Source organism: Kocuria himachalensis (assembly GCF_054784195.1).
Genome location: NZ_BAAGPL010000007.1, coordinates 84,486 through 97,486, shown reverse-complemented (window position 1 = coordinate 97,486; position 13,001 = coordinate 84,486). Strand labels below are relative to the sequence as shown.

Annotated in this window: 10 protein-coding genes; 4 read left to right on the top strand and 6 right to left on the bottom strand. The window is 73.1% G+C overall.

Annotated features, from left to right (window positions below):
• Positions 1-306: 306 nt before the first annotated feature.
• Both ACYVM4_RS05485 and ACYVM4_RS05480 read left to right on the top strand, forming a co-directional pair.
• Positions 307-2,025 carry a glycoside hydrolase family 13 protein gene (locus ACYVM4_RS05485; RefSeq protein ID WP_460667903.1) on the top strand — a complete coding sequence of 573 codons (1,719 nt, stop codon included), beginning with the start codon at positions 307-309 and terminating at the stop codon, positions 2,023-2,025.
• 7 nt (positions 2,026-2,032) lie between these two features.
• Positions 2,033-3,046 carry a LacI family DNA-binding transcriptional regulator gene (locus tag ACYVM4_RS05480; protein WP_368823187.1) on the top strand — a complete coding sequence of 338 codons (1,014 nt, stop codon included), beginning with the start codon at positions 2,033-2,035 and terminating at the stop codon, positions 3,044-3,046.
• A 333-nt stretch (positions 3,047-3,379) separates the two neighbouring features.
• On the opposite strand, the gene ACYVM4_RS05475 is transcribed toward ACYVM4_RS05480, so the two are convergent.
• Both ACYVM4_RS05475 and ACYVM4_RS05470 read right to left on the bottom strand, forming a co-directional pair.
• Entirely contained in the window at positions 3,380-4,939 is a 1,560-nt protein-coding gene (locus ACYVM4_RS05475; RefSeq protein WP_460667902.1) for a molybdopterin-dependent oxidoreductase, read from the bottom strand.
• Between the two features lie 127 nt (positions 4,940-5,066).
• Positions 5,067-5,849, bottom strand: coding sequence for a VOC family protein (locus tag ACYVM4_RS05470; RefSeq protein WP_460667901.1), 783 nt, complete (start codon positions 5,847-5,849; stop codon positions 5,067-5,069).
• 248 nt (positions 5,850-6,097) lie between these two features.
• Here ACYVM4_RS05470 and ACYVM4_RS05465 point away from each other — a divergent pair, with 248 nt between their 5' ends.
• A complete protein-coding gene (locus tag ACYVM4_RS05465; protein WP_368823190.1) occupies positions 6,098-6,619 on the top strand; it encodes a glutathione peroxidase in 522 nt (173 codons plus the stop codon).
• Positions 6,620-6,625: 6 nt separating this feature from the next.
• On the opposite strand, the gene rocD is transcribed toward ACYVM4_RS05465, so the two are convergent.
• Positions 6,626-7,891, bottom strand: a complete 1,266-nt coding sequence (gene rocD, locus ACYVM4_RS05460) for an ornithine--oxo-acid transaminase (RefSeq protein ID WP_460667900.1) — start codon at positions 7,889-7,891, stop codon at positions 6,626-6,628.
• A gap of 146 nt (positions 7,892-8,037) precedes the next feature.
• Here rocD and ACYVM4_RS05455 point away from each other — a divergent pair, with 146 nt between their 5' ends.
• Entirely contained in the window at positions 8,038-8,904 is an 867-nt protein-coding gene (locus ACYVM4_RS05455; RefSeq protein WP_460667899.1) for an alpha/beta fold hydrolase, read from the top strand.
• A 223-nt stretch (positions 8,905-9,127) separates the two neighbouring features.
• Here ACYVM4_RS05455 and ACYVM4_RS05450 read toward each other — a convergent pair whose 3' ends face one another.
• Genes ACYVM4_RS05450 through mmsA form a run of 3 tightly spaced genes read right to left on the bottom strand, consistent with a single transcriptional unit; the run spans position 9,128 to position 12,954 of the window.
• Entirely contained in the window at positions 9,128-10,171 is a 1,044-nt protein-coding gene (locus ACYVM4_RS05450) for an aldose epimerase family protein (RefSeq protein ID WP_460667898.1), read from the bottom strand.
• Entirely contained in the window at positions 10,168-11,421 is a 1,254-nt protein-coding gene (mmsB, locus tag ACYVM4_RS05445) for a multiple monosaccharide ABC transporter permease (protein ID WP_460667897.1), read from the bottom strand. The genes ACYVM4_RS05450 and mmsB overlap by 4 nt, the downstream gene beginning before the upstream one ends.
• A 3-nt stretch (positions 11,422-11,424) precedes the next feature.
• Complete coding sequence (gene mmsA / locus ACYVM4_RS05440; RefSeq protein ID WP_460667896.1) at positions 11,425-12,954, bottom strand: multiple monosaccharide ABC transporter ATP-binding protein; 1,530 nt, start codon at positions 12,952-12,954, stop codon at positions 11,425-11,427.
• Positions 12,955-13,001 lie beyond the last annotated feature (47 nt).

Here is a 13,001-nt window from a genome sequence, read left to right as displayed (position 1 = left end):
AGCCCGGTCACCGAGGGCCGCTCGGCACCGGGGTACTGACAGGTCACATTCGCGTAGCGCACAGACGACATGGTGGGTGGTTCCTTTCAGGGTCCCGCGGACGTTCCTGCGCCGGTGGAGCTCGGGAAGGACGTGCCAGGCGGTCGGGACGGTCCGGCCAGAGGGCCGCCCACCGGGAGGTGAGCTGGCTCACTACTGTAAGCGCTACCACTAAGCGTGTCCAGACTCTTTGGCAGACCACCAAGCACCGGCAAAGATATGTGATAGCGCTTCCAGTTCGGCGTCATCCGCTCTACGATGGACCGCATGTCCACGACCTACGGTGCGCTGCAGTCCCTGCGCCTCACACCCGTCCACGACCGCGACCAGGAGCCGAAGTGGTGGCGTTCCTCGGTGATCTACCAGGTGTATCCACGCTCGTTCCGGGACCTCGACGGGGACGGCGTCGGCGACCTCGCCGGCATCACCGCCGAGCTCGGACAGCTGGCGGAGCTGGACATCGACGCGATCTGGCTCTCCCCCTTCTACCCGTCCCCGCAGCTCGACGGCGGCTACGACGTGAGCGACTACTGCGACGTCGACCCCGCCCTCGGCACCCTCGCGGACTTCGACGCGCTGGTCTCGGCCGCGGACGCCCTGTCCGTCAGGGTGATCATCGACCTGGTGCCCAACCACTGCTCGCAGGAGCACCTCCTGTTCCGGCAGGCCCTCGCGGCGGGTCCCGGCGCCCCGGAGCGCGACCTGTTCGTCTTCCGGGACGGCCGCGGCGCGTCCGGGCAGCTGCCCCCCAACAACTGGCAGTCCCACTTCGGGGGCTCGGCCTGGACCCGGGTCACCGAGGCCGACGGGCAGCCCGGCCAGTGGTACCTGCACCTGTTCGACTCGTCGCAGCCCGACTTCAACTGGGACAACGAGCTGGTCCGGCAGGAGTTCGAGCGGGTGCTGCGCTTCTGGCTGGACCGCGGCGTCGCCGGCTTCCGGGTGGACGTGGCGCACGCGCTCATCAAGGCGGAGGGCCTGCCCGACTGGGACGGGCGGGCCGACGGCGGGAGCATTCCCGGCTACCCGTTCACCGACGCCCCGATGTTCGGGCAGCCGCAGATCCACGACATCTACCGGCGCTGGCGCGAGGTGCTCGCGGAGTACGACGGCGAGCGGATCCTCTGCGCCGAGGCGAGCGTGGACCCGCTGGACCGCCTGGCCGACTGGGTGCGCCCCGACCAGATGCACCAGACGTTCAACTTCTCCTACCTGGCGGCGCCGTGGGACGCCGCGGAGCTGCGCCGGATCATCACCTCCTCCCTCGAGGCGTTCGACGCGGTCGGGGCCCCCACCACCTGGGTGCTGTCCAACCACGACGTCGTGCGGCACACGACCCGCCTGGCGCTGACCGCGGACTCCCCGCGCCCGGGCGACGGCCGCGGGCCAGAGGACGAGCAGCCGGACCACGTGCTGGGCACGCGGCGGGCTCGCGCCGCGTCCCTGCTCATGCTCGGCCTGCCGGGCGGCGTGTACCTGTACCAGGGGGAGGAACTGGGCCTGCCGGACCACACGACCCTCCCCCACGACGTCCGCCAGGACCCCACCTACCACCGCACCGGCGGGGACCGGCTCGGCCGCGACGGCTGCCGGGTGCCGCTGCCCTGGACGCGCACCGGGGCGTCCCTGGGCTACAGCGCCACGGGCGAGGCCTGGCTCCCGCAGCCCGCGGACTGGGCGGAGCTCTCCCGCGAGGCGCAGCGCCAGGACCCGGCGTCCACGCTGTCCCTCTACCGCGCCGCACTGGCGCTGCGGCGGGACCACGGGCTCGGCTCGGGCTCCCTCGCGTGGGCGGAGGACCTCACCGGTCAGGGCTGCCTCGGCCTCGTCAACAACGGCGTCCTGGTGCTGCTGAACACGGGGTCCGCGCCGATCGAGCTGCCGGACCTGCCGGTCCTGCTCCGCAGCGGGTCCCCGGCCTCCGCGCCGCATATCCTGGACCCGGAGGAGTGCGCATGGCTGCAGATGGAGGAGGACACGAGGTGACACGGAGGTGAACCCGCCCCGGCTCCAGGACGTCGCCGCGCGGGCGGGCGTGTCCACCGCGACCGTCTCCCGGGCGCTCAGCGGCAAGGGGCACGTGTCCCCCCGCGCCCGGGCGCGGGTGCAGGAGGCGGCGCAGGAGCTGGGTTTCGTCGTGTCCTACCACGCCTCGAGCCTGGCGAGCGGTCGGAGCCGGAACATCGGGGTGGTCCTCCCCCACGTCGACCGGTGGTACTTCTCCACCGTCCTCGAGGGAGTGGCCGGGGCGCTCATGGAGGCCGGGTACGACCTGACCCTCTACAACTTCGAGGGGGACCGCTACCGGGAGACCGTGCTGACCGACTTCCTGCTGCGCAAGCGGCTGGACGCGGCGGTGGCGGTGTCCCTGCACCTGGACCCGGCGGAGACGGAGCAGCTGTTCTCCGCCGGCATCCCCCTCGTCGGGGTCGGGGGTCCCCTGGTGGGGGCGTCCACCATCAGCATCGACGACCTCGACGTCGGGCGCCGCGCGACGCAGCACCTCATCGGGCTGGGCCACCGGCGGATCGCGCATCTCGGCGGGGCCGAGGAGGGCAGGCGCTACTTCCCCATGTCCAGCGACCGCCGGGACGGCTGGGAACAGGCCATGGCGGACGCCGGGCTGGCCGTGGAACCCGCGTGGTCGCTCATCGCGGACTACACGTTCACCGACGCGTACCAGCAGGCCAAGAATCTCCTGGCGGACCCCGCCGACCGCCCGACCGCCATCTTCGCCTCGTCCGACGAGATGGCGGCCGGAACGATCCTGGCGGCGCGGGACCTCGGGCTCACCGTGCCCGGGGACCTGTCCGTCATCGGCGTCGACGCCCACCCCATCGGGGAGGCCTTCGGCCTGACGACCCTGGACCAGCACGCACGGCGGCAGGGCACCCGCGCTGTCGAGCGGCTCCTCGAGCACCTCGCCGGAGGGAGCCGCGAACCGTCGAACGAGCTCTTCCCGGCCCACTTCGTCGTCCGCTCCTCCACCGGCCCGGCCCCGGCCTGAGCTGCTCCGGCGGCCGTCACGGCCGCCCGGTCCCCGGCCCGGCGCCGGCCGCAGCGCCCCGCCCACCGGAACCCCTCACACCTCGAGACCCCGGGAGAGTGCACGGATGACCACCGGACGGCCGACCACCAGGACGAGGACCGACTGCGGAGGAGCCGCGACGAGCCGGCTCTGGGACCAGCCCCACCACGACGGGTCGGCGATGTACGTGTCGAACCCCTGTCCGGAGCTGGGCGAGACCGTCTCGACGTTCCTGCGCGTCCCCAGGGCCGCGGCACCGCGGTGGCACGCCGCGGATCAGGCCACGGATCAGGCCACGGATCAGGCCACGGATCAGGCCACGGTGAAGGTCCGCTCGTGCCACCCGGAGGCGCCGTCCGGGGCGGGCGGGGCCTGCTCGGCGGTCTGGACGGTCCCGTCCCGGTCCACGGCCCGCACCCGCGCGGTGTGCCGGCCGCTCGGGAGCCCGGTGCGCAGCACCCACTGCCGCCAGGTGTCGTCCGTGCCCACGGAGCCCAGCTCGGCGTCCTGCCACGGCCCCTCGTCCACGCTGACCTGCACGGCGACGATCCCGGTGTGCTGGGCCCAGGCCGTGCCGGCGAGAACCACCGGGCCCGCCTCCGTGCGCCCGCCCTCGGCCGGCACCTCGATGCGCGAGGACATCTTGATCGGCCCGCGCGCCGTCCAGCCGCGCGAGGTCCAGTACGCCTCCGCCCGGTCGAAGCGGGTGACCTCGAGGTCCACGACCCACTTGGTGGCCGAGACGTAGCCGTAGAGTCCGGGCACCACCATCCGCACGGGATAGCCGTGCTCGAACGGCAGCGGCTCCCCGTTCATGGTCACCGCGAGCAGGGAGTCCCGGCCGGGGTCGGTCAGCGCCTCGAGCGGGGTGCTCGCCGTGAACCCGTCCTCGGAGGTCGAGAGCACCATGTCCGCCTCGGCGGAGGGACGGGCCTCGGCGAGCAGCTCCCGGATCGGCACGCCGGTCCACACCGCGTTGCCCACGAGGTCGCCGCCCACGGGGTTGGACACGCACGCCAGCGTCACGATCCGCTCGACCAGCGGCCGGGCGGTGAGGTCGTCGAAGCCCAGGGTCAGCTCCCGCTCCACCATGCCGTGGATCCGCAGCTCCCACGCGGCCACGTCGATGCGCGGGACGGACAGCGCCGTGTCGATGCGGTAGAAGTCGTCGGCGGGCGTGAGCCAGGGCTCCACGTCCGCCACGCCGAGGTCCGCCCCGGCCGGGATCGGGTCCCGGACGGCCGGGGCGGGGATCCGGAGCAGGTCCCGGGCGGCGGGCACCCGGGCCGCCGCCGCGGACGCCCAGCGCCCCGCGACGCCGGCGGCGGCGCCCAGCACGGCGGCGGCCGCGGAGAGCCGGACGAAGCCGCGGCGGTCGAGTGCGGCCGCGGGCCGGCCGGTCGGCGCGGTCCGGCGGGTGAGCAACGTCAGGAAGAGCGCCCCGGCCCCGGTTCCGACGACGACGGGGACCGTGTCCGCCACGGTCGGCCCCGCCCGCGTCAGCACGGCCAGCAGCCCGAGGAGCCCCAGCACGCCGAGCAGCACCACGCCCATCGGCGGGTTGGCGCGCTGGGCCGCCCCGATGCCCGCGCCGACCGCCACGAGCCCGGCGGCCATGACGAGCAGCAGCACGAGCTTGTCCGCGGTGCCGAACAGGGCGATCGCCGCGTCCTTGACCGGGGCCGGGACCGCGTCCACGATCACCCCGCCGACCGCCGTGAGCGGCGCGCCGACCGGCCCGGTCACCCAGGCCAGCAGCTCGGCCAGGCCCACGGCGAGAGCGGTCGCGGCGACGCCGGCGAGGATCCACGGGCCGAGGTCGGCGGAGGTCCGTCGTCGCCCGGTGTCCGGGCGGTGCGCGGTGGAGGTCATGCGCGTCAGCGTGCCACGTGGCCCTGGGATCCGCCTGGGCGGGTGCGTCCCCGGACCGCTCGTGCCGCTGGACGGACTCGCCGATGGGCAACCGCGTCACAGGACGGCGCGGGCTGCCCGCCCGCCCCTACATGCTCGCGGGCGTCATCATCGCGAAGGACTCCCGGTCCGGGCCGGCCACGACCGCCAGCCGCCCGTACGCGAAGTCGAACGGGTCCTCCACGACCGAGCCGCCGGCGTCGCGCACGCGCTGGACGGCGGCGTCGACGTCGTCGACCTGGAAGCAGACCGACCAGACCGCGGGAGCGTTCTCCGCCGCGGGGTCGGTCCCGCCGATGCCGCCGGCCGGGCGCTCCCCGTGCGGCACCGTGAACGTGGCGTAGGAGACGCCGCCCTCGCCGATGTCCTCGTAGTGGTAGCCGAAGACCTGGGCGTAGAAGTCGCGGGCGGTGTGGTGGTCCGGGGTCGTGAGGTCGCACCAGGCGACGCTGCCGGGCACGTCGAACACGGCGAAGCCGATGTGCTCCCCGGCCTGCCACATCCCGAAGGACGCCCCGGTGGGGTCCTGCCAGACGCCCATCCGGCCGAACTCGCCCACCTCCACCGGCTCCATCAGCTGCGTGCCGCCGGCGGCCAGGACCCGCTCGGCGCAGAGGTCGATCCGGTCCGAGGCCAGGTAGACCTGCCACACGTGCGGGACACCCGTCAGGTCCGGGACCGCCGGGGAGAGCCCGGCCACGGGTCTCCCCCCGACCAGGGCGTTGCGGTACCCGCCGTGCTCCGGCCGCGGCTCGCCGTACTCCCAGCCGAGCACCTCCCGGTAGAACTGCTGCGTGCGGCCCGGATCGGACGCGGTCAGATCGGCCCAGCAGGGCGTTCCGGCGGGCCACGCTTCGTTGCGCTGTGTCATGACGGGCTCCTTCCGACACGGCCAGGGTACGCCGCGGCCCCGCGGCCCACAGGACCCGCCCGGAGGATCGTTACCCACCTGCACCCGCACCCCACCCCCTCTCTCCCCCTCCGCGAGGTCGCACACGACGGCCACCGCGCACGAGGGCGTGGCCGTGGTCCGCAACCTCGGCGCTCCCACGGGCGGGCGCGGGACTTCGGCGGCAGAATGGGAGCAGACCACCGTCCTCGACCGCCCCGGAGGCTTCCATGACCACGCTGCACGACTTCACCGCCACGACCCTGGACGGGCGCGAGCAGCCGCTGTCCGAGTACGCCGGGAAGGTGGTGCTCGTGGTCAACACCGCGAGCGAGTGCGGGTTCACGCCGCAGTACGAGGGCCTCGAGCAGCTGTGGCGGGACTTCAAGCAGGACGGCCTCGTGGTCCTGGGCTTCCCCTGCAACCAGTTCGGGCACCAGGAGCCGGGCAGCGAGCAGGAGATCGCCGACTTCTGCAGCCGCAACTACGGCGTCACGTTCCCGATGTTCGAGAAGGTCGACGTCAACGGTCCCGACGCCCACCCGCTGTGGTCGTGGTTGCGCGAGGAACGGGGCGGGATCATGGGCGACGCCATCAAGTGGAACTTCACCAAGTTCCTCGTGGGCCGGGACGGACGGGTGATCCGCCGCTTCGCCCCGAAGACCTCGCCGGCGCAGCTCGCCGGCAGCATCGAGTCGGCGCTGGCCCACGGGGAGCAGCCCGCCGGGGAGGATGCCGCCGGGGCGAGCTGAGGCGGGTCAGCGGCGCGCCATCTCCCGCAGCACGTCCGCGAGGGCGGTGAGGCCCCGCTCCAGCTCCCGGTCGGTGATCACCAGCGGCGGGCTCAGCCGGAGGGTGGAGCCGTGGGTGTCCTTGGCGAGGACACCGTGGGCCACCAGCCGCTCGCAGCACTCCCGGCCGGTGCCGAGCCGCGGATCGATGTCGATCCCGGCCCACAGCCCCCGCCCCCGCACCTCGGTCAGGCCCAGCGGCGCCAGCTCGGCCAGCCCGGCGTGCAGCTTCTCCCCCATGACCCGCGCCCGCTCCTGGGGCTCCCCGGTGGCGAGGAGGGCGACGACGGCGCGGCCGACGGCGCCGGCCAGCGGGTTGCCGCCGAACGTGCTGCCGTGCTGGCCGGGCCGCAGCACCGACAGGACGTCGGCACGGCCCACCACCGCGGACACGGGCAGGACTCCCCCGCCCAGGGCCTTGCCCAGCAGGTAGAGGTCCGCCTCGACGCCCTCGTGCTCGCACGCCAGGGTCCGGCCGGTGCGGCCGAGCCCGGACTGGACCTCGTCCGCGACGAGCAGGACCCCGTGCTCGGCCGTGCACCGCCGCACGCCCTGCAGGTACCCCGGGGGAGGCACGATCACGCCGGCCTCGCCCTGGATCGGCTCGAGCAGCACGGCGACCGTGTCCTCGGTGACGGCCGCCTCGAGCGCGGCGAGGTCCCCGAACGGGACGGTCACGAAGCCCGGCGTGTAGGGGCCGTAGTTGCGGTGCGCCTCGTCGTCGTCGGAGAAGCTGATGACCGTGGTGGTGCGGCCGTGGAAGTTCCCCGCCGCCACGACGATCTGCGCCCGGCCCGGGACCACCCCCTTGCGCTCGTAGCCCCACTTGCGGGCGACCTTGATCGCCGACTCCACGGCCTCGGCGCCGGTGTTCATCGGCAGCATCATGTCCTGGCCGAGCAGGGCGCACAGGTCCCGGGCGAAGGGGCCGAGCTGGTCGTTGTGCACCGCGCGGCTGGTCAGCGTCACGCGCTCCAGCTGGGTCCGGGCCGCCTCGAGGACCGCCGGGTGGCCGTGGCCGAAGTTCAGCGCCGAGTAGCCGGCGAGGAAGTCGAGGTACTCCCGGCCCTCCACGTCCGTGACGGTCGTGCCCTGGGCCCGGGCCACCACCACGTCCAGCGGGGAGTACGTGCGGGCGGTGTACCGCTCGGCGGTCTCCACGAGCTCCCGCGCGCTCGCGTCGTGACCGGCCGTGGCCGCGGGGTCGACGAACTGCGTCGGGGCGTGGTTCATGGGGTTTCTCCCGGTTCCTCGCTGGTGTTGGCTGGAGCATGTACGGTCCAGCCCATCACGTACAACGCCGCAGGCCCCGCATTCCAGTCCCGGCCCCGCGCCGCGCGGTCCGTCCCCGCCCCTGTCCCCGACCCGCAGGAGGAACCGTGTTCCCCGACTTCACCGCCCACGACGTCCCCGTGGCCGACGGCACGATCCACGCCCGCACGGGCGGCGACGGCCCGCCCGTGCTCTTGCTGCACGGCTTCCCGCAGACCCACGCCATGTGGCACCTCCTCGCCCCCGTGCTGGCCGAGGAGTTCACCGTGGTCGCGGCCGACCTGCGCGGCTACGGCCGCTCGCGCACGAGCAGCGAGGACTACACCTTCCGGGCGATGGCCGCCGATCAGGTGCAGCTCATGCGGGCCCTGGGCCACGACCGGTTCTCCGTCGTCGGACACGACCGAGGCGCCCGCACCGCCCACCGGATGGCGCTCGACGCCCCCGGCGCGGTGGCCTCCGTGGCCCTGCTGGACATCCTGCCGACCCTGGAGGTGTGGCGGTCGATGGACGCGTGGCTGGTCCAGCGGTACTACCACTGGGCGTTCCTCGCCCAGGGCGAGGGGCTGCCGCAGACGCTGATCGGCCACGACCCCGTGTACTTCGTGCGCCGGACGCTCCAGGGGCTCAGCGGCACGCAGGTCCCGTTCGACCCGGCCGCGCTCGCCGCCTACGAGGACGCGGCGCGGGATCCCGCCGTGGTCGACGCCTGGTGCCGCGACTACCGCGCGGCCGCCGGCCCGGACGTGGAGATCGACGAGGCGGACGAGCACGAGCGGCGGGACCTGCCCGCCCTCGTCCTGTGGGGCTCGCGGGGACGGGTCGGCGCGCGGGAGGACCCGCTCGCGCTGTGGCGGCGGCAGTTCCCGCGGGCCACGGGGCACGCCCTGGACGCCGGCCACTTCCTCGCCGAGGAGCGGCCCGAGGAGGTCGCCGCGGCGGTCCAGGAGCACCTGCGCGCGGTGCGGACGTAGCCGGCGAGGCGGCGCGGGGAGTCTCCCGGTGTGCTCGCTCTCGGCCGAGAACTCTTCAGCTCACTTACCTTTTGCCGGAAGAGCCCGTAGCGTGGGCCGGGCACGTCATCCAGGCACCACATCACCGAAGGAGCACCAGCATGCGAAAGATCCTCTTCATGGTCGGCACCGCGCTCTTCAGCCGTGTCATGGCCAAGCGTCGCGAGAAGAAGTCCGGCGGCCGCTAGTACCGGAAGCGCCACTCCGTGCGGGAGCGGTAGGTCTCGCCCGGTCGCAGCACCGGGTCGGAGAGCTCCGACCGGTTCGGCGAGTCCGGGTGGCGCTGGGGCTCCAGGGCGAGGCCCGCGCCCCGTGGATAGCCCCGTCCGCCGGGGCCGGTGATGGCGCCGTCGAGCGCGTTGCCGGTGTAGACCTGCAGGGCCGGCTGGTCGGTCCACAGCTCCACGGAGCGCCCGCTCGCCGGGTGCTCCAGCCGGGCGGCGGCGCGCAGCCCGGTGCCGCGCAGGTGGAAGGAGTGGTCGATCCCGCCCACGGCCGCGACGTGCGGGTGCTCCGAGCGCATCCGCTCCCCCAGTCGCGCCGGGGTGGTGAGGTCCAGCGGGGTGCCGGCGACCGGGGCCAGGCCGCCGGTGGGCAGCCCATCCCGGCCGACAGGCAGGTAGTGGTCGGCGGCGACCGTGAGCAGGTGGTCCTCGACCGTCCCCGAACCCTCGCCGGCGAGGTTGAGGTAGGCGTGGCCGGCCAGGTTGACCACGGTGGGGGCGTCGGTGCGGGCCTCGAGGTCCAGGGCGACGGTGTGGCCGGACACGGTGTAGGTGGCGCGCACGGTGAGCTCCCCGGGGAAGCCCTGGTCCCCGTCCGGGCTGACCAGCTCCAGCACCAGGCGGTCGCGGCCCGCGGAGACCGTCCGCCAGAGCCGGCGGTGGAAGCCGTCGGGGCCTCCGTGCAGGGTGTTGCCGCCCTCGTTGGCCGCCAGGGCCACGGTGCGCCCGTCGAGGTCGAAGCGGGCGCCGGCGATCCGGTTGGCGTACCGGCCGACCACCGCCCCGAGGAAGGCCTCCGGGAGTGCGGCGCAGGCGGCCGCGTCCGGGTGGCCCAGGGCCACGTTCGTCGTGCCCCCGGCCCGGTCGGGCAGGTGCAGGGCCTGCACCGTGGCGCCGAGGTCGAGCACGCGCAGGCGCAGCCCGCCCGGGGCGGTCAGGGTGTGCACGGTGACCTCCCGCCCGTCGGGCAGCGTCCCGAAGGACGCCGGGACGGGCGCGGTCATTTGAGGGCGTTCGAGGCGCGGCGCTTGTTGAACACGTCGAAGCCGACCGCCAGCAGCAGCACCAGGCCCTTGATGAACTGCTGGTAGTCGATCCCCACGCCCATGAGGGACATGCCGTTGTTGAGCACGCCCATGATCAGGCCGCCGGTGATGGCGCCGATGATCGTGCCCACGCCACCGGTCACGGCGGCGCCGCCGATGAAGGCCGCGGCGATCGCGTCCAGCTCGAACAGGTTTCCGGCGCCCGGCCCGGCGGAGTTGAGCCGGCCGGTGAACACCAGCCCGGCCAGCGCGGCGAGCACGCCCATGTTGACGAACAGCAGGAAGTCGACGCGCTTGGTGTTCACTCCGGACAGCTGGGCGGCCTGGAGGTTGCCGCCGCGGGCGTAGACGTGGCGGCCGAACACCGTCCGGTTCATGACGGCGCTGTAGGCGACCACCAGGACGCCGAGGACCACGAGCACGATCGGCGTCCCGCCGCGCGAGCTGGCCAGCAGGAAGGTGAGCGCGAGAATGACGACGACGCCGAAGACCAGCCGCGTGAGGAACCAGGCGCGCGGCTCGTCCTCGAGCTGGAGCTTGGCACGGTTGGCCCGGCCCCGGAGCTGGCTCACCACGAGCATCGCCGTGGCGATCAGGCCGATGCCCACCGTGGTCCAGTCCAGGATGTTGGTCGCGGGCGGGAACAGCCCGGGGAACAGGGAGCCGCCGCCGAGCTGGCGGTACTCCTGCGGGAAACCGGTGATCCGCTGGTTCTCGAGCACGATCTGCGTCAGCCCGCGGAAGACGAGCATGCCGGCGAGGGTCACGATGAAGGCGGGGATCCCGATGTAGGCCACCCAGAAGCCCTGCCAGGCCCCGACGAGCGCGCCCACCGCGAGGGCGGCCACCAGGGCCACCCACCACGGCAGGCTCCAGTCCCGGATCATGATCCCGGACATGGCCCCCACGAACGCGGCCACCGAGCCGACCGAGAGGTCGATGTGCCCGGCCACGATGATCATGACCATGCCGATCGCCAACAGCAGGATGTAGCTGTTCTGGACGATGATGTTGTAGACGTTGTCCGGCTGGAGCAGCGCGCCGCCGGTCAGGACCTGGAACAGCGTCACGATCACCAGCAGGGCCAGGAAGATGCCGATCTGGCGGAGCCTGCTCATGAGGAACCGGCCGGCACCGGCCACGGTGGAGGCCTTCTGCGGGCCTCGGCTGTCGAGAGCCCGGTCCTCGTCGACGAGGGTGGAAACCATGGGTCAGTCCTTTTCCTGGGTCATGTGCTGCATGAGTCGTTCGGGGGTGGCCTCGGCGATGGGCACCTCGGCGGTGATCCGGCCCTCGGCGAGCGTGTAGATCCGGTCGCAGATCCCCAGCAGCTCCGGCAGCTCGGAGGAGATGACCAGCACCGCCTTCCCCTGCGCGGCCAGCCTGTTGATGATCGTGTAGATCTCGTACTTCGCCCCCACGTCGATGCCGCGGGTCGGCTCGTCGAGGATGAGCACGTCGGGGTCGGCGAACATCCACTTGGACAGGACGACCTTCTGCTGATTGCCGCCGGAGAGCTTGCCGGTGATCGAGGACACCGAGGGCGCCTTGATGTTCATGCTGGTGCGGTAGTCCTGCGCCACGAGGGTCTCGCGCCCGCCGTCCACCCAGCCCGCGGACGTGAGCTTGCCCAGGGCCGCCGAGGAGATGTTCCGCTTGATGTCGTCGATGAGGTTGAGCCCGTAGCGCTTGCGGTCCTCCGTGGCGTACGCGATGCCGTGCCGGATCGCCTCGCTGACGGTCCGCGCCGTGATCTCCTGGCCGTTCTTGTACATCCGCCCGGTGATGTTGGCCCCGTAGCTGCGCCCGAAGATGCTCATGGCCAGCTCCGTGCGTCCGGCGCCCATGAGCCCGGCGATGCCCACGATCTCGCCCGCGCGCACGGACAGGTGCGCCCCGTCCACGACCACCCGCGAGTGCTCCCGGGGGTGGTGCACGGTCCAGTCCTCGACCCGGAGCACCTCCGCGCCGATGTCGGGGACCCGCGCCGGGTACCGGTTGGTGAGCTCGCGGCCCACCATGCCCTTGATGATCCGGTCCTCGGTGACCGATCCGTCGTGCAGGCTGAGGGTCTCGATGGTCCGCCCGTCGCGCAGGATCGTCACGGAGTCGGCGATCGCCCGGATCTCGTTGAGCTTGTGGCTGATGATGATGCAGGTGATCCCGTCCTCGCGCAGCCCCCGGACGAGGCCGAGCAGGTGCGCGGAGTCCTCGTCGTTGAGGGCGGCCGTGGGCTCGTCGAGGATGAGCAGCTTCACGTCCTTGGAGAGCGCCTTCGCGATCTCCACGAGCTGCTGCTTGCCCACCCCGATGTCCCCGGCGGGGACGCTCGGGTTCACGTCGAGGCCCACGCGCCGGAGCAGGTCGGCGGCCCTGGCGTTGGTCTCGTTCCAGTTGATGACCCCGCGGGTGGCGCGCTCGTTGCCGAGGAAGATGTTCTCGGCGACGGACAGGAACGGGGACAGCGCCAGCTCCTGGTGGATGATGACCACTCCGCTGCGCTCGCTGTCCTTGATGTCCCGGAAGGAGACGGTCTTGCCCTCCAGGACGATGTCCCCCTCGTAGGTGCCGTGCGGGTACACGCCGGACAGCACCTTCATGAGGGTGGACTTGCCGGCGCCGTTCTCCCCGCAGATCGCGTGGACCTCGCCGCGGGCGACGGCCAGGGTGACGTCCTGCAGCGCCTTGACGCCGGGGAAGGACTTGCTGATCCGGCGCATCTCCAGAACGTGCTCGCTCATGCGGGCCTCCTCGTCTCGAGCTGGGTGGTGGGTGGGAGGGGTGCCGG